We start from the raw sequence: 15,716 nt of genomic DNA, 5'->3' as shown, positions 1-15,716 counted from the left end.
ACGCCGCGGTGGTCGCCCCCTCCCCCACGGCTCGCGGGGGAGGGCGGGCCGTTCGCCCCGCCCTTCCCCCTCCTACCGAACGGAGACGTCTTCGTGCTGCCCGACCTCCTGGCCTACGGCGTCCGGAATCTGCCCGGCGTACGACGCTGCGGCGCCGCATCCGGCTGCTGGTCGCCGCGACCATCACCTGCAACGTGATCGAAGCAGCGGTGGCCATCACCGCCGGCACCATCGCCTCCTCCGCCGCCCTCATCGGCTTCGGCCTCGACTCCATCGTCGAGGTGGCCTCGGCCGCCGCGGTGGCTTGGCAGTTCTCCGCCACCGACCACGAACGCCGGGAGAAGACCGCACTGCGCGTCATCGCGATTTCCTTTTTCGCGCTGGCCGCCTACGTCACCTTCGACGCCGTGCGCGCGCTGCTCGCTGCCGGCGAGGCTGAACACAAACACTCCACCCCCGGCCTGATCCTGGCTGCGCTGAGCCTGGTCATCATGCCGTTCCTGTCGTACGCGCAACGACGCGCCGGCCGCGAACCCGGCTCCGCCAGCGCGGTGGCCGACTCCAAGCAGACCCTGCCGTGCACCTACCTGTCCGGCGTGCTGCTGGTCGGGCTCGCGCTCAACAGCTTGTTCGGCTGGTCTTGGGCCGACCCCATTGCCGCCCCGGCCGCCGTCGCGGTCAGGGAAGGCCGCGAAGCCTGGCGCGGCGAGGCCTGCTGCGCCGTTCCCGCCGTCCCTGGGGCCGTCGGCACAGCCTTCGAGGCCGACGGCTGCTGCTCCACCGACCGGCAAAGCCCAGCGTGAAGTCCCGCACGCCGTGCCGGGTGACCCGCCCCGTGCCGCCCGTGAACGCCCCTGCGTTCGCGGTGCGATCGTGCACGGCGCGGCCGACGGTCTGCCGGCTCTCAACGGACGCGTTCTCGAACGGTATCGGCGTGCGCCAGGCTTGTGACCTTACGTCCTGCCCCGAAGCAGCTTCTAGCTGGTCGGAGCGGTGATGCAACGATGCCCGAGCGTTGGCTCGGCCGCGCCGGTCAGTCGATGCCTTCGACGATGCGGAAGTCGCGCTCGACGCCGTCGGGGAGGGCCACCAGCGCCTTCTGGTATGCCTCGCTCTCGTATGCCGCGACGGCCTGCTCAAAGCTGTCGAACTCGATCAGAACGACGCGTTGCGTGTTTCCGGCCTCGTGGGCGACGACTCGACCGCCACGGGACGGGAGGAGGGACAGGGTGCGCCCGCCTCCAGCCTGGACAGCCGGACCGGCCAGCTTGTCGTAGGCCATCAGCCTCTCAGCGTCGGAAATGGCGGGGTAGACACTGACCCAGTAGCCCTTGGCCATGGATACCTCCTGTGTTGGGCCGGACACGTCCGACTTCGCATTGACACTCAGATCGAATCGATCCTGGCGACCGGTACTGCGGCCGGCTGAATCGTCATATGCGCAGGTTAGGGCTTGATCTGCGGTCGAGGGAAAGACCGGTACGGGATAGACTCAGAACGGATCGTTATCAATCGGCAGGGAGGGCACGTGGCGCCGGACACGGTGAGCCTGCGGTACTTCCTGGTGCTGGCACAGGAGCTGAACTTCACCCGCGCGGCCGCACGGATCGGTATCGCACAGCCCGCGCTCAGCGCCCGGATGCGCCGATTGGAGGCGGAACTCGGTACGGCCCTGCTGATTCGCAACACGCGTAGCGTCGTATTGACCACGGCCGGTGCGGCTCTGGCGGAGTCCGCGCCGCCCGCGCTGGCGGCGCTGGACCGGGCATGGGACACCGCCCGGAGCGCGGCGGCCGGTGAACTGGGCACGCTCCGCATCGGATACAGCCTCAGCGCCGGGGCCGAGACGGTACCGGCCTTGGTGGACAGGCTGATTCGCGACAACAGCGGACTTGAGGTCGGCGCGGTTCCGATGGCGACACCGGAGATCTCCCCCGCGGTCGCCGACGGCCGCATCGATGCCGGGATCACCCGCGGTGAACAGCCGGGCCGTGGCGTGCACCGGCACCTGCTGCGGCGTGCGCGCATCGGGGTCCAGCTGGCGCAGCATCATCCGCTGGCCCAACACCCGGAGATCGAGATCGCCGACGCGGCCGCATACCCGTTGCGACTCCCGGACCGTGCGGCCAACCCCGTGATCCACGATCAGTTGTCCGCACTGTTCCGAGACACCCGACCACACCCTCGAATCCACACGCCCGCAGCTTCTTTCGACATGTCTCAGAGCGACCTGCGCGACGGGGTCACCCTCGCCCCGGCCGGAGAAGCCGCGGTCACGGCACTACCGGCCGGTCTCACCTGGCGACCGCTGCGGGGCGCGCCCAGCCTGACGATCCACCTGGTCCTCCCACGCGAGCAGTCGCCGCTTCACCGCCGCATTCGTGCCGTCGCCAGAACCCTGGCGCACGAGCTGCACTGGCTGTCGGACTGACGCACAAGAGGCCAAGCGAGACGGACGCCTGCGGTGGCGAGGCGGATCCGCGGCTTCACCGACGCCGAACCGGACAGGCGCGTCAGTTCGGGTGCCGCCGCAGCCACGCCACCGAGGATCGAACATCGCCGTCGGACCCTCGGCATGCTCCACGCCCGGCCATGAAGGAACGTCGTGCACCGCCTCGCGCAAGATCCTTCTCGCGCCAACCCGCCGTTCCTGGTATCTCCGACCTCGTGGGGTGCCGGTCATGTTCTGGCCCGGCCGGCCGGGCACACCGGCTACGTCATCACCGCGCTGACGGCCCAGGTGGCCACCACGGCCGTCCACCGCCGTGACGGCATCGACGCGTGCATCCGCTACCTCACCGACAACCTCGAGTATCTGAGCTACGACCAGGCGCCGGAGGCGGGATGACCGATCGCGACGAGTACTGGCGTTTCACCTGGCTTGGCAACACGCATGTCCGATAAATGTCCTACCTAGACCCTGGGTGCAGTTCCTGGGAACCCGCACCCTTGAGCGGAGGAAACAAACGAGTACCTACACAAGGAGCACGATGAGACCCACGCGAACGGCCGCAGCGATCCTGTCGGGACTCTGCATGGTCGGCGCCGCCCTGGCGTCTGCGGCGCCCGCATCTGCGGCGAAGACAGCCGAGAGGAACGAGGCCGGCATCGTTGCCGCCCAGGCCGCATCGTTCCGTCTCTACGTCAGGGGCAGTGGTCGCTGCCTGCTCAACAGCGGCGGCTCCATCAGCGGCACGTTCACCGGCAGTTGCACGACAGGGGGCAACCGTTATTGGTATGGAGTTGCGGACGTGGGGGGTGGCCGCATCGTCAACAGCGGGACAGGGCGCTGCCTGACCGCCAGCTCCAACGGGAGCGTCTGGACGGCCCCGTGTAACGGGTCCGGTGCCCAGGTGTGGATGCGTACCGGTCTCGGCCTGGTCCAGAACTCCGGTCTAGGCAAGTGTCTGCAAGGGGCGACTGCGGGTGGAGGGGTCACCCTGAATCCCTGCAACCAGAGCAGCCTTTATCAGCAATGGGGTCAGTTCGACAACTGAGCTCCCAACCGATGCCCGGGTCTGTGTCTGTGAACGGGACGTAGGAACGTCACCGGAGGTCGCGCGGGTGCCGGAGTGCTCACCGGCGCGACCGTGTCCCCGACCTGCTCAGCTCATGGGATGAGCAGGTCTCTACCACGGTCCATCTCTTGCGGCCCTTTCCGGTGGTATCGAGGCTCATCAAGGCCATGAAAACACACTTCAGGGCCGCGGTTTCGTTCGGAAGATGGCCCCGGGCCCGCACCAACTTGCGGTGCGGGCCTCGACGCTTTCGATGGCGTCGGTGGAGCGAATGACCTGGCGGATCTCGACGTCGAAGGCCAGATAGGGCACGACTCGCTCCAGTTGGTCTCCCGCAGGCGCACGATGGCCGGATACTTGTGGCCCCAGACTTCGGAGAACTCATGGCAGCGCTCCAGCGCCGCCTCCTCGGCCGGAGCAGTGCAGACGGGTTTGAGCGCGCGTGGGATCTTGTCTCACTCCTGGCGGGTGGCGGATGGGCTCACTCCTCCAGGGAAAGGGCCTGGCTGGGGCACACGTGCGCCGCTTCGCGGGCCTTCTCGACCAGCTCGCCCTCCGGTGTCTTGTTCAGCACGACGATCGTGCCGTCGTCCTCGCTCTGGTCGAACAACGCGGGCTCAGTGAGCACACACTGTCCGGCACCGACGCACTTGCTGGTGTCCACGATGATTTTCATGGCCCTCTCCTCCTGAGACGGGGATGGCAGTTCGGCCTCTACCAGGCCACCGGAAGCTGGTAGAGGCCGTAGATGTTCGCGTCGTCCTTGAACGGCAGCTCGTCGACATCCACCGCGAGCTCCAGGCTGGGAATGCGACGGAACAGCGTGTCGAACACGATCTGTAGCTCCATCCGAGCCAGGTTCTGGCCCAGACACTGGTGCGGCCCGAACCCGAACGCGACGTGGTGGCGCGCGCCGCGCTCGATGTCGAGCTTGTCCGGGTTCTCGAACGCCCGCGGGTCCCGGTTGGCCGAATAACCCAGCGCCAGCACTCCTTCGCCGGCGCGGATCCGCTGCCCGCCGACCTCGATGTCCTCGACGCACAGCCGAGCCGTCGCCACGTCGATGATCGTGAAGTACCGCAGCATCTCCTCGACTGCGTTGAGCGTTCTGGCCGGGTCGGCCTTGATCATCGCGAGCTGCTCCGGGTTGCGGAGGAACGCCATGGTCGACAGCGAGATCATGTTCGCCGTCGTCTCGTGGCCGGCCACGAGCAGCAGAAAGCCCATGCCGACCAGTGCCGTCCGCCGGTAGGTGCCGTCCGCGCGCAGCTTGACGATCTGCCGCCCGAGCAGGTCGTCCGGCGGGTTCTCCTCCTTCTCCGCGACGAGGTCGGCCATGTAGCCCTGGACGGCTTGCGCGGCCGCCCACCGCTCCTCGGGCGGCGTCGACTGCTTGATCACCTTCACCGTGTGCTCCTGGAAGAACTCATGGTCGGCGTAAGGCACACCGAGCATCTCGCAGATCACCAGCGACGGAACCGGCAGCGACAGCGAGTCCACCAGGTCACCGGGCCGCGGCCCGGCCAGCAGCGCGTCGATCTGCCCGTCGACGATCTCCTGTATCCGCGGCCGCAGCGCCTCCAACCGGCGCACCGTGAACTCGCCGAGCACGGCCTTGCGCGCCGGCCCGTGCTCGGGCGCATCCATCGCGATCAGCATGCGCTCCTCGTCCGGCCGCCGGGACGCCGCCTCTCCCTCGACCAGCGCTGGGAAGTCCGGATGCTGCCGGTCGGCGCTGAACCGCCGGTCGTTCAACACGGTTCGCACGTCCTCGTGGCGGCTGACCACCCAGGCCCACCCGCCGTCGGGCAGACGAACGCGCGAGACCGGCTCTTCTTCGCGGATCTCTTCGTACGCCGGCGGCGGCGCGAACGGGCACGTACGGGCCATGGGGAACTCGTGCTTCTCGGCGGTAGTCATGATTTTTCCTTCCACGACGTCACGGACAGGCGAGAGAGGCTGGACAGCGAGAAGCCGTGCGTGAACGGCAGTTGGTCGACCGGTGCGACCGGGTTCGGCTCTGGAACGCGGCACGCCAAGGAGCCGCAACGGACCACCGGGACCGACAACACCGGCGGATTCAGACCCGACCCGTTCCCTCACGGGCGAAGTGCGGTTCCGCCGCTTCCAGTCGCGGTACCGAGATGCCCAGCCGTCGTGCTTCGGCCAGGGTGTCCCGGCAGATCTCACGCGGCTCCTCGGCGTCGGGGTCGGAGTGCGCCGCTAGACTCACGCGCGCGAGCGCGACATGAGCAGTCAGCCAGGCGAGCGCGGGGGCCGTCAGCCAGGTGGGCGCCCGGAACAGCAGCACACCGCCCCGGTGCCGTCGCAGGTCAAGGCCGCGCGCCTGGAGGAGCGGCAGCAGCTCCCGGCCGGCCAGCAGCCCTTCGCGCAGATCGCGCCTTGACCCGGCCAGCTTGGACAGGGACCCCAGCCGCAGGCCCTGCGAGAGCAGGCCGGCATCCGACGCGAAATGGACCCACAGCCAGCCGCGGAAGTCAGGCCGCTCCTTGAGCCGGAGCCCGGCCTTGCAAAACGCCTGGCGCACGGCCCGCTCACGGTCGGTCGGGGGCCGGCCGAGGGTGCCGAAGATGACCGACGGCAGCAGCGCCCCACGGAGCACGCCGTCCGCGCCGAAACCGCCACCGGCCTGGGGAAAGCCCCAGGCGATCCGGTCGACAGGGAGGTCGCCGATCGCGGCCGGCGGCTCGGTCCAGATGTTGCCGAAGACCAGCACCGTGGCGTGGCCGACACGCGGGGCCAGGAAGGCCGTCGCCTCCGCGAGGCGGTGGTGCGACACGCTGAGCACGATCAGGTCGAAGTCGTGGTCCGGCTCCAGCGCCTCGCGGAAGCGTACCGGCCACTTCGCGACGACGCGCTGCCCCCACACCCGGCGCCGCGTATCGAGCAGGTCGAGGTCCACCGCGTCTCCGTACGTCGCCGCGCGTCCAGGCCGGACGTAGAACTCGACGTCGTGGCCGGCCCGTTCAAGGACCCAGCCGTAGATGGTGGCGATCGCGCCTCGGCCGAACATGAGAATCTTCACGCTGCACCTCGTGGGGTACGATCGATTTGGAGGCAATCTCCACTTCTCGAAAGATATGGAGATCATCTCCATTTGTCAACGCGAGGGAACGCATGACCGCCGACAAGCCGCTGCGCGCCGACGCCAGGCGCAACCGTGAGGCCCTGATCGCCAAGGCCCGGGAGGTCTTCGACGCCGGCGACTTCTTCGACCTGCGCTTCGATGACTTCGCCCGCCTGGCCGGGGTGGGCACCGGCACGCTCTACCGCCACTTCCCCACCCGGGAGGCGCTGGCCGAGGCGGTCTACCACGGGGAAGTCGCCACGCTGTGCCACCGCGCCCGCCGGCTGCAGGCCACGCTGCCCGCGGCGGAGGCTTTGGCGACCTTCCTACGCGGCATGGTCGACCACATAGACGCCCACGAGGGCCTGGCCCGGACGTTGGCCACGCTCATGGCCGATCGCTCGGGTGCCCTCGCCGAGGGCAGCCGGGCGCTGGAGCAGGCCGTCACCGACCTGGTGGCCGCCGCCGTGCGGGACGGCGCCGTTCGCGACGACGTGGATGCCGGTGCCGTCATGATGGCGCTGCACGGCATGGGTGCGGCCCATGACCGCCCCGGCTGGCGGGCCGAGGCCGACGGTGTCATCACCCTCGTGCTGGACGGGCTGCGCAACCCGCACTCACCCCAGGCGGCCATCCGTACGCCTTCCGGCCCGTAGCGAGAGACCGGCACCACCTTCCTGCTCAACCGTTGAGCCAGGGTGCTGGTCATATCCGGCCGAGATTCCCGCTACCGGCTGGAGCACTGCTTGCAGGAAAGGCCGAGCCCGACATAAAGAGATCGGCGAGCAATGCGTGCCTGGTGCGCGGCGTTCTGACGGCCGATATCCGCTGTCGCGGCAGCGCCTGTCCTGCTAGAACACCGGCATGGCGGATCGCAGCATCGTCGTGGTTGGCGCCGGCATCATCGGGGCGTCACTGGCGTACCACCTGGCCGGGCACGGCCGACCTGTCATATTGATCGATGCGGGCCTGCCCGGGTCGGGCACCACCCGCGCTTCTTTTGCATGGATCGGACGACCGGCCGTCAGCGACTTGCCTTCGGCGCCGCTGCGTTACCTCGCGCTGGACGAGTACCGGCGGCTGGAGACCGAGCTTCCCGACTTGTCGATCCGCTGGTCGGGTTCACTGAGCTGGGACGGCTTCGACGAGACCCCGGGGCCGTGCACGAGCGATGTCGGAGCGCTGGAACCGAACCTGCTCGATCCGCCAGCCGTGGCCATCCATCGTCCGGAAGATGCGGCGTTCGACCCGGTCGCGGTGACCCATCTCCTGGTCGCCGCCGCGCGCGGTCGGGGCGCGCGGTTGCTGACGGGAATGCCGGCGACTGCCCTCGACCACCAGGCGGGCACCGTGAGCGGCGTCCGGACGACCGCCGGAGTCATTCCCGCTGAGACCGTCGTCCTGGCCGCAGGCACCGGCACGGTTGCGTTGTGCTCCGGGATCGGCATCACCCTGCCCGTCGATCCGTCACCCGCCATCCTTGTCCGGTTGCGCGCAGCGCTGGGTCTGGTCCGAACGATCATCGCGATGCCGTCGCTGGAGGTTCGGCAGCTCGACGACGGTACGGTCCTGGCTCCCACGGCCTACAGCGGCGAGAGGGACCATGCCGCGCTGCTCAGGACCGCCCGACGTGTCCGCGACCGGTTCGCTGCTTCCTTCGCCGGAGCCGGCGACACGACGACCTGCCGGCAGCCGGGGACTGTGCGTCGCCGTGACGCACTCGGCGATCACCCTGGCCGCCGCTGGCCGCCTTGCCGCCACCGAGATCCTCACCGGGTCACCAGCCCCCGAGCTCGCCGGTTGCCGGCCAGAGCGGTTCCAATGATTCTCCCAGCCATGACCTGGCCGTATCGCTGTCGAACAGCGCAGGGGCACCAGCTGCGACCTGCGGACACGGCTTGCTAGGCAATGAATGCTATTCATCCGGCCTCACGGAGCTGGAGGACGAGGATGGCGTGGGTGGGCCGGCCGGCTCCAGCGAGGTGAGCGGCGAGCCGCATGGTCGCCACCACTGACAGCCACCCCCACCACGATGTGAGCTCGCCCACTCATCTTGACCTCAATCAGAGTTGAGATTCTACCTTCATGGTGTACACGCAAGAGCTCAGCAAGGAGCTTTGCAATGCCGCCCAAACTCCCCCGCTATCGGGACGCGGTTGTCTCACACATCATGGTTGACGGTGCCGATGAAGCGCTCGAATTTTACGCCAAGGCGTTCGGAGCAGAGGAACTGTTCCGCACGGCGTGGCCCAATGGGAAGGTGTCCCACGCGGAGATCACGACCAGGACTCTCTGATCATGGTCGGCGATGCGAAGATGGGTTTTGCTTCCCCTGAGATCAAGCGTGCCGGGGGAAACGGTGTTCTGCTGCACGTGTGGGTCGATGAGGTGGACGCGTTCTACGCGCGCGCCCTCGAGGCTGGTGCGGAATCGCTTCAATCGCCGACCGACCTTTTCCACGGTGACCGAGAAGTGATCCTGGCGGACCCGTTCGGGCATATCTGGATCGTCCTGCAGCAGATCGAGGAAGTCTCGATCGAGGAGACAGTCAGGCGCGCCAATGAGCTGCTCGCCGCGGGAGTGGACACCTGAGCCCAGTGGCCCTGGTCCACATGCTGTTCCCTTGCCGGACGTCGTTGTCGACGACACCGAACGCGGTCAGCAGAACGCGGACCCCGTGCGCCCCCGAGCCTTACTTGGCGACGGTGTGGCTGAGCACGCACAGCCAACGGCCGCCACCGGGCTCGCCCCGGCCGTCCATGCCGCCACCATCGCCCGCCCCTTGGACACGGGGGCGGGGCGATGCTGCTGAACGCGTCACGAGCTCACACGGTCAGGGACACGTTGATGATGACGACGGCGAGGATCAGCAGGATCCAGGTCCATTTGTTCATGATGACCTCCCTTCGGCGTCCAGGACGATTCGGGCGGGGATGAGCATGGAGGCCGCGCCCAGCAGCGACGTGGCGCCGACGATCGCCGCGTACAGCAGCGGCGGCATGGACGGCGCCACCATGCCGGTCAGGCCGTAGCTCACGGCCGCCAGCGGAAGGACGGTCACCAGCGTGCCGAGTCCGGCGGCGAGCACCACGACGAGTAGTGTCTCGGCGCGCATCATGCGCATGATCTGGCCGCGTGCGGCACCCGCGAGTAGCAGGAGCCTGAACTCCTGGCCTCGATCGCCGACCGACAGCACCAGCGAGTTGCCGACGGAGAGGGCGATGTAGCCGAAGATCAGCAGGAGCGGCAGCGCGCTGGCGAGGAGGCCGGCGCCGGCATCGTCGGCCTGCCGGGCGGCGGACCAGTCGCTCCGGGTCACGCCCGGATGCCGCGCCACCATGGGGGCGATGTCGGCGCCGGGGCGCACGCGCAGCAGCACCGCGTCGTCCCTGCGGTGGGTGGTGTGAGCCAGGACTATGTCGCGGGGCAGGGTGATGTCGCCGAAGCCGAGCCCGCGCCGGTACACGGCCACCACCCGGGGGGTCAACGGCGTGCCGTCACCGAGCCGGATCTTGACGGTGGAGCCCACGGCGAGCCCGAGCGTCTCGGCGGCGCTGACGCTGACCGCGACCGTTCCCTGCCCGAGCCGCTCCAGGGAGCCGGACGTGACGCCCAGCTCCAACGCCTGCGCCGTGTCGATGCCCTGTGCCTGGTAGGGCAGCACCTCCGGGCTGTCCAGCAGGACGGTCTCCGCGAACACGCCGGTGCGGGCGACCGGGGTGACGGACTCCACGCCCGGCCAGCCGCGGGCCTCGGCCGCCACGCGCGGATCCACTCCGTACGGACCGCCGCGCAGGATGTGCGTGGCGGACACGCCGTCCGCCAGATCCCGCTCGGCCCCCGCGGCCACCGTGGTGGCGGTCCCGAGCTGGAGAAGCGCGAACCCGATGGCCAAGATCATGGGTGAGACCGCCGACGCCAGACGGTGGGAGCCCGCCAGCGCGTTCGCCGCCGCCAGATACCCCTCGATGCCGAACCCGCGGCACAACAAGGGCCGCAGCAGCCGCGTGCCGCCGCGAACCAACGGCGGGCCGAGCAGGACCAGCGAGACGATCATGACGAGCCCGCCGGAGGCGGCCAGCGCCACCCCGAAGACGCCACGCAACCACAGCGGCAGGAGCGCCGCTCCGGTCCCGACGAGCAGGAGCAGCGCCCCTGCCGCCGCGCGGCCCGGGCTCATGCCCGGTTGCTCCAGCGATGCCTCGGCCAGAGCCCGGGCGGGCGGGATGCGCAGCTCGCGGCGGCTGACCACCCAGGCGGCGAACTGCCCGACGAGCACGCAGACGGCGACGGCCGACAGGTAGGGGATCGGCCCGGAACGCGTCTCGAAGTCGGCCGGCATCATCCCGGCCCAGGCCAGTGCGCGCAGCAGCAGGTCGGCGACCGGGCCGCCGCATACAGCGCCCAGCACTCCCGCGGCCAGGGCCAGCACCAGCATCTCCTGGGCGAAGAGCTTGCCCATCTGGCCAGGCGAGGCGCCGACGATGCGCAGCAGCGCGGTCTGCCGGCGTCTGCGGCGGGCGGCCAGTGATCGGGTGCCCGTCACGATCACCATAGTGATCATGATGGTCACGCCGATGAACGAGCCTGCCATCGCCTGCAGGTCTCCCCGGGCCCGCCCGACGTCGCGGAACTCGACGCCGCTCCGGCCCGCGCCGGTGACGATGGTGACGGCGTGGCCGGTCAGCGCCTGTTCGATCCGTTCGGCCAGGTCGTCGGCATCGGATGCGCCGTCCGGGAGCACGCCTATCGCGTCGGCCGTGTCCGGCCTGCCGGACAGCCTGGCCGCCTCGGTCTCGGTGAAGAAGGCCAGGGGCTGCCGGGTGTCGCCCGCCACCACGCCGACCACACGGTAGCGGCCGATCTCGGCGCCGGCGGGGATCGTCTGGGAGATCACCACCTCGCCGTCGGCGGCGGGCGGGCGGCCCGAGCGCAGCCGCAGCGGGGCGAGTGCGGCCGAGCCCCAGCCATGTCCCCGGACCGCCAGAAACTCTCCCCCCGCCGACACGTCCACCGGAAAGCCGACATCGGCGATGGCCGCGCGTACGCCCGGAACCTGGGCGAGCTTCCCGGTCAGGGCGCGCGGGATCGGGGCGCGTTCGGGCAAGGGCTTGCCGTCGAAGGAGTCGGGGCCCGCGACGACGATCGGCGCGGCGGCGTACCGCTCGGGCGCGACGCCGCCGCCGAGTCCGGACGCCAGGATGACACCGCAGGCCGTGATCAGCGCGGAGGCGGCGAGCAGGGCGATGAAAGAGCCGGCCAGGCCGCTCCCGTCCCCCTTGAGGAGCGGCCACATCACCTGTCCCCCAGCGTGGTCATGCGCTCGGCCACCAGGTGGGACGACGGGGCGTCGAGGTGGCCGGCCAGGCGGCCGTCGGCGAGGAAGACGACCCTGTGGGCGTAAGAGGCGGCCACGGGGTCATGGGTGACCATCACCACGGTCTGCCTGCTCTCGACGACCAGGGCACGCAGCAGTTCGAGGACCTGACGGGCGCTGCGCGTGTCGAGCGCGCCGGTCGGCTCGTCCGCGAAGATCACCTCCGGTGCGCTGATCAGCGCTCGCGCCAGCGCCACCCGCTGCTGCTGGCCGCCGGACAGCTCGGAGGGACGGTGGTGGAGCCGGTCGGCCATGCCCACCCGGGCCGCCGCCTGCTCGGCCCGCCTCCGGTCGAACGGGTGCCCCGCCAGCCGTAACGGCAAGGTGATGTTGTCGGCCACGTCGAGCGCGGGCAGCAGGTTGTAGGCCTGGAAGACGAATCCGAGACGTTCCCTGCGCAGTACCGCCAGGCCGCACTCATCCAGGTCGCCGACGTCGATCCCCGCCAGCCGTACCCGGCCGGACGTCGGTCGTTCCAGCCCGGCGGCGCACTGCAGCAGTGTGCTCTTGCCCGAACCGGACGGCCCCATGACCGCAACGAACTCACCGGTACGCACCTCGAAGGAGACGTCGGCCAGAACGTCCACGCGGCCGTAGCTCTTGCGCAGCTCCTCTATCTCAATCACGTGGGAAAGCTATGTTCGGCGCCATCCACGTCGATATCCCCTCGGCGCGTGGCTTCAGGGTGGTGCTGGCACCACCCTGAAGTGGACTCCTGGCGCATCGTGCACAATGTCCCACGTGGATCTCCGCCCTCGCCTTGTCGCTTCAGGCAGGGCCATCGGCCATCTTGCCGCCGACTTCGGCATCGGGCTGCTCGCGTTGATCGCGTTCGCCGCGACCCTGCTCGTCGCGGCGCTCGTCCCGCTGGGTGTGGGGCTGGTGGCCCTGCCCTCGCTCACGTCCTGGACCCGCACGCTGGCTTCCCGGCAACGGCGCAGGATCGCCGACCTGCTCGGTACGCCGCTGCGTGACGGCTATCAGCCCCTAGAGGGCTCGCTGCCACACCGGATACGTGTCGCGCTGACGGATCCGGCGACCCCGCGCGATCTCGCGTGGCTCCTGGTGCACGGCGTCGCCGGCACGGCGGCCGGATATCTCGCCCTGGCGCTGCCACTGTTCGCGCTGAACGCCGTCACCGTTCCGCTGTGGTGGCAGGCGGTGCCCCACGCGTCCGTGCTGGGTTACCCGATCGACTCCTGGCCGGCCGCACTGAGCGGGATCGCGGTCGGGCTCGGCTACGGGCTGCTGGCGCTCGTCGTTCCACCGCCGCTCGCCACGGCGACCGCGCGGCTCGGCCGCGTCCTGCTCCGTCCTTCGGGGCGCGAGCGGCTGGCCGCGGTGAGCGCCGCTCGCGCCGCCGCCCTGGAGGCCCACGAACTGGAGCTCACACGCATCGAACGCGACCTTCACGACGAGACCCAGAACCGCCTGGTGACCGTGCTCATGAGCCTCGGCATGCTGGAGCGCTCGCTGGCGGAGGCGCCCGAACCCGCCCGCCTGCTGGCCGTGCGCGCTCACGAGGCCGCTTCGGACGCGCTGACCACCCTGCGGAGGGTGGTGCGGACCATCCACCCGCCCGTCCTGACCGAACGCGGCCTCGACGGCGCGGTCGCGGCGCTGGCCGCCGACTCGCCCGTCCCGTGCACCGTCACGATCGCGTCGTTCCCCCGGCTGCCCGCGGCCGTGGAAACGGCCGCGTACTTCGCCGTCGCCGAGGCGCTGACCAACCTCGCCAAGCACAGCGGGGCGGCCTCCGCGCAGGTGCGGCTGCGCATCGAGGCCGAACTCCTGGTCGTGGAGGTCGAGGACGACGGGAGCGGCGGAGCGCTGATCGTCCCAGGTGGCGGGCTGGCGGGGATCGACAGGAGAGTGGCCGCCTTCAACGGCCGTACCGTAGTGACGAGCCCGCCCGGCGGGCCGACCATGGTGAGGGTGGAACTGCCGTGCGAGTGGTGATCGCTGAGGACGACGCGCTGCTGCGAGAGGGCCTGACCATGCTGCTGGCCAGTGAGGGCATCACCGTGGAAGCCGCGGTGGACACGGCCGACGCCCTGCTCGCAGCCGTGGCCCGCCACGCTCCCGAGGCGGTCGTGGTGGACGTACGGCTGCCACCCGACTTCCGCGACGAGGGCCTGCGGGCCGCCACCGAAGCGAGGTCGAGAGTGCCGGGGCTGCCGGTGCTGGTGCTGTCGTCGTACGTCGAGGAGGCCGCCGCGGTAGAGCTGCTCCAGGACGGCGCGGACGGGATCGGCTACCTGCTCAAGCAGCGCGTGGGCAAGGTGGAGGAATTCATCGACGCGCTGCGCAGGGTCGCCGCCGGAGGCACCGCCATCGACCCCGAGGTCATCTCCCAGCTTCTGGTACGGCGCCGCGCGAACGACCCGCTGCATCGGCTGACAGCCCGGGAACGTGAGGTGTTGGGACTGATGGCCGAGGGACTCTCGAATGCGGAAATCGCCGGACGGCTGTTCCTCAGCGGTGGCGCGATCAATAAATACATCAGGAGCATCTTCCTCAAACTCGACCTGCCGCCCACTGAGACCGGCAACCGCAGGGTGCTGGCCGTTCTCACCTACCTGAAGGCGTGACGGAGACGGCGCGCACAGCAGCGTGGTCGTGACCGGGGCGATCAGCTGAACCGGTCGTAGCAGGTCTGCCAGGGCCCGTACCGCTCGGGCAGGCTGTTGAGCAGTAGCGGCGGCGGTGACGTCCCGTCGCAGGCTGGACGATGATCAGCCCGCATTCGGGAGCCTCGCACGGAGTTTCGTTCCGTGGTGCCGCCGACGTGGCGCTGCGTGCGGGAGTTTCGTTGCGGGGCTGAACAGGCCTGGTGGGCGTTGAGGGGGCGATCTGCCCACAACGCGTGAAATCCGGGGCGCAATCCCAGCGATCTGATCACGGCGGGAGGTCGCGCCAGCGTTCAGCCGACGCCAGAGCGTCCAGACTGATCCGCTCCAGGAACGCACCGCTCCTGGCCAGGCGGCGTCCCACGGGTGTGTCGAGCCCGAGCGTCTGTCCCGCCGCCTTCGTGATCTCCGCCGCCGCGAGCGTCTGCCGCGCGCTGATCACCGTCGAGTGGTACCAGGCGTCGTCGTCGACCACGTAGATGTCGCGCCGCCGCTGTGGATCACGCTCGCGCCTGATCAGCCCCTGCTGGGTCAGGTAGCCCACCGCCATGGAGATCGAGGCGGGACTGACTTTCAGCCCGCGCGACAACTCGGCCGCAGTGAGCCTGCCGTCCTCGCTCAGCCACAGGCCGATGAGCACGCGCGCCACCATTTTCGGCAGACCCATCCCGACCGCCATCTCGACCGCTCCCTCTTCCACCTCCAAGACCTTGTGGTCCTGGGGTTCGGGGGAACGGGCCGGGGTGCCGCGCCGTGCCCGCCGCGCCGCCGCGTGGTGCGCCCGCTCGGGGCGGTAGTCGCTGGGACCGCCGTTGCGGCCGACCTCACGGCTGATCGTCGACGTCGGTCGGTCCAGCCGCCTGGCGATCTCGGCGTACGAACGCCCTTCGGCCAGGCCGGCCGCGATGCGTTGGCGGTCCTGCCGGGTCAACCTTCCGTCTGGCATGACGCCAGTATTGCGTTCGGCACCACACAATGAACCTATTTCAGGCTCACCCGGCTTGGGTGACGCGATGGTTCTGAAGGACGGCGATGGCCTTGCAGAGGTGGCCGGCCTTGGACGGGCTGCAGCGTAGCTTGCGCAAGATTCTCCAGCCTTTGAG

18 protein-coding genes and 1 pseudogene are annotated in these 15,716 nt (G+C 69.7%); 10 read left to right on the top strand and 9 right to left on the bottom strand.

Features of this window, described 5'->3' with window-relative positions; genetic code table 11:
- Positions 1-198: hypothetical protein (locus tag E1295_RS50435; RefSeq protein ID WP_220449158.1), on the top strand; the 198-nt coding region annotated here is incomplete at its 5' end.
- Complete coding sequence (locus E1295_RS42065) at positions 147-803, top strand: cation efflux transmembrane domain-containing protein (RefSeq protein WP_181958127.1); 657 nt, start codon at positions 147-149, stop codon at positions 801-803. The genes E1295_RS50435 and E1295_RS42065, both read left to right, overlap by 52 nt.
- 230 nt (positions 804-1,033) lie before the next feature.
- On the opposite strand, the gene E1295_RS42060 is transcribed toward E1295_RS42065, so the two are convergent.
- Complete coding sequence (locus E1295_RS42060) at positions 1,034-1,339, bottom strand: DUF1330 domain-containing protein (protein ID WP_132639946.1); 306 nt, start codon at positions 1,337-1,339, stop codon at positions 1,034-1,036.
- A 189-nt stretch (positions 1,340-1,528) separates the two neighbouring features.
- Here E1295_RS42060 and E1295_RS42055 point away from each other — a divergent pair, with 189 nt between their 5' ends.
- The 3 genes from E1295_RS42055 to E1295_RS42045 all read left to right on the top strand — a co-directional run bounded on the left by E1295_RS42055 (position 1,529) and on the right by E1295_RS42045 (position 3,497).
- Positions 1,529-2,431, top strand: a complete 903-nt coding sequence (locus E1295_RS42055) for a LysR family transcriptional regulator (RefSeq protein ID WP_132639944.1) — start codon at positions 1,529-1,531, stop codon at positions 2,429-2,431.
- A gap of 174 nt (positions 2,432-2,605) precedes the next feature.
- Positions 2,606-2,848, top strand: coding sequence for a hypothetical protein (locus E1295_RS42050; RefSeq protein WP_132639942.1), 243 nt, complete (start codon positions 2,606-2,608; stop codon positions 2,846-2,848).
- Positions 2,849-2,990: 142 nt separating this feature from the next.
- A complete protein-coding gene (locus E1295_RS42045; protein ID WP_132639940.1) occupies positions 2,991-3,497 on the top strand; it encodes an RICIN domain-containing protein in 507 nt (168 codons plus the stop codon).
- A gap of 142 nt (positions 3,498-3,639) precedes the next feature.
- Here E1295_RS42045 and E1295_RS52715 read toward each other — a convergent pair.
- The 4 genes and pseudogenes from E1295_RS52715 to E1295_RS42025 all read right to left on the bottom strand — a co-directional run.
- A pseudogene (locus E1295_RS52715) lies at positions 3,640-3,973 on the bottom strand (transposase); the annotation flags it as partial.
- A 26-nt stretch (positions 3,974-3,999) separates the two neighbouring features.
- The gene (locus E1295_RS42035; protein ID WP_132639938.1) at positions 4,000-4,194 is read right to left on the bottom strand and encodes a ferredoxin; all 195 of its coding nucleotides are present in this window, start codon (positions 4,192-4,194) and stop codon (positions 4,000-4,002) included.
- A gap of 38 nt (positions 4,195-4,232) precedes the next feature.
- On the bottom strand, positions 4,233-5,438 hold the full coding sequence (locus E1295_RS42030) for a cytochrome P450 (RefSeq protein ID WP_132639936.1): 1,206 nt from the start codon (positions 5,436-5,438) through the stop codon (positions 4,233-4,235).
- 160 nt (positions 5,439-5,598) lie between these two features.
- Positions 5,599-6,564, bottom strand: coding sequence for a ketopantoate reductase family protein (locus E1295_RS42025; protein WP_132639934.1), 966 nt, complete (start codon positions 6,562-6,564; stop codon positions 5,599-5,601).
- Positions 6,565-6,656: 92 nt separating this feature from the next.
- Here E1295_RS42025 and E1295_RS42020 point away from each other — a divergent pair, with 92 nt between their 5' ends.
- Both E1295_RS42020 and E1295_RS42015 read left to right on the top strand, forming a co-directional pair.
- Entirely contained in the window at positions 6,657-7,262 is a 606-nt protein-coding gene (locus tag E1295_RS42020) for a TetR/AcrR family transcriptional regulator (protein WP_132639932.1), read from the top strand.
- Between the two features lie 208 nt (positions 7,263-7,470).
- Positions 7,471-8,511 (top strand): NAD(P)/FAD-dependent oxidoreductase, encoded by a 1,041-nt coding sequence (locus E1295_RS42015; RefSeq protein WP_132639930.1) that lies wholly within the window; start codon positions 7,471-7,473, stop codon positions 8,509-8,511.
- 14 nt (positions 8,512-8,525) lie between these two features.
- Here E1295_RS42015 and E1295_RS52080 read toward each other — a convergent pair whose 3' ends face one another.
- Positions 8,526-8,654: a hypothetical protein gene (locus tag E1295_RS52080; protein WP_281284803.1), complete on the bottom strand. Its 129-nt coding sequence runs from the start codon at positions 8,652-8,654 to the stop codon at positions 8,526-8,528.
- A 196-nt stretch (positions 8,655-8,850) separates the two neighbouring features.
- On the opposite strand from E1295_RS52080, the gene E1295_RS42010 reads away from it, so the two are divergent.
- The gene (locus tag E1295_RS42010; RefSeq protein WP_220449156.1) at positions 8,851-9,198 is read left to right on the top strand and encodes a VOC family protein; all 348 of its coding nucleotides are present in this window, start codon (positions 8,851-8,853) and stop codon (positions 9,196-9,198) included.
- Positions 9,199-9,496: 298 nt separating this feature from the next.
- On the opposite strand, the gene E1295_RS42005 is transcribed toward E1295_RS42010, so the two are convergent.
- Complete coding sequence (locus tag E1295_RS42005; RefSeq protein WP_132639928.1) at positions 9,497-11,902, bottom strand: FtsX-like permease family protein; 2,406 nt, start codon at positions 11,900-11,902, stop codon at positions 9,497-9,499.
- Positions 11,902-12,609 carry an ABC transporter ATP-binding protein gene (locus tag E1295_RS42000; RefSeq protein ID WP_132639926.1) on the bottom strand — a complete coding sequence of 236 codons (708 nt, stop codon included), beginning with the start codon at positions 12,607-12,609 and terminating at the stop codon, positions 11,902-11,904. The genes E1295_RS42005 and E1295_RS42000 overlap by 1 nt, the downstream gene beginning before the upstream one ends.
- A 115-nt stretch (positions 12,610-12,724) precedes the next feature.
- On the opposite strand from E1295_RS42000, the gene E1295_RS41995 reads away from it, so the two are divergent.
- Positions 12,725-13,942, top strand: coding sequence for a sensor histidine kinase (locus E1295_RS41995; RefSeq protein ID WP_166427678.1), 1,218 nt, complete (start codon positions 12,725-12,727; stop codon positions 13,940-13,942).
- Positions 13,930-14,574, top strand: coding sequence for a response regulator transcription factor (locus tag E1295_RS41990; RefSeq protein ID WP_132639922.1), 645 nt, complete (start codon positions 13,930-13,932; stop codon positions 14,572-14,574). Before E1295_RS41995 ends, E1295_RS41990 begins: the two co-directional genes overlap by 13 nt.
- Positions 14,575-14,881: 307 nt before the next feature.
- Here E1295_RS41990 and E1295_RS41985 read toward each other — a convergent pair whose 3' ends face one another.
- Positions 14,882-15,559: a GbsR/MarR family transcriptional regulator gene (locus E1295_RS41985; protein WP_132639920.1), complete on the bottom strand. Its 678-nt coding sequence runs from the start codon at positions 15,557-15,559 to the stop codon at positions 14,882-14,884.
- Positions 15,560-15,716: the final 157 nt, after the last annotated feature.

The sequence above is a fragment of the Nonomuraea mesophila genome (genome assembly GCF_004352805.1).
GTDB classification, from domain to species: domain Bacteria; phylum Actinomycetota; class Actinomycetes; order Streptosporangiales; family Streptosporangiaceae; genus Nonomuraea; species Nonomuraea longispora.
Note: the sequence above shows the minus strand (reverse complement) of the source record. Positions and strands in the feature narration are given on the sequence as shown.

Coding starts and splice junctions, on each gene's coding strand:
- E1295_RS42060 (WP_132639946.1), bottom strand. CDS start 1,339: ATGGCCAAGGGCTACTGGGTCAGTGTCTACCCCGCCATTTCCGACGCT.
- E1295_RS42045 (WP_132639940.1), top strand. CDS start 2,991: ATGAGACCCACGCGAACGGCCGCAGCGATCCTGTCGGGACTCTGCATG.
- E1295_RS42035 (WP_132639938.1), bottom strand. CDS start 4,194: ATGAAAATCATCGTGGACACCAGCAAGTGCGTCGGTGCCGGACAGTGT.
- E1295_RS42030 (WP_132639936.1), bottom strand. CDS start 5,438: ATGACTACCGCCGAGAAGCACGAGTTCCCCATGGCCCGTACGTGCCCG.
- E1295_RS42020 (WP_132639932.1), top strand. CDS start 6,657: ATGACCGCCGACAAGCCGCTGCGCGCCGACGCCAGGCGCAACCGTGAG.
- E1295_RS42015 (WP_132639930.1), top strand. CDS start 7,471: ATGGCGGATCGCAGCATCGTCGTGGTTGGCGCCGGCATCATCGGGGCG.
- E1295_RS42005 (WP_132639928.1), bottom strand. CDS start 11,902: ATGTGGCCGCTCCTCAAGGGGGACGGGAGCGGCCTGGCCGGCTCTTTC.
- E1295_RS41985 (WP_132639920.1), bottom strand. CDS start 15,559: ATGCCAGACGGAAGGTTGACCCGGCAGGACCGCCAACGCATCGCGGCC.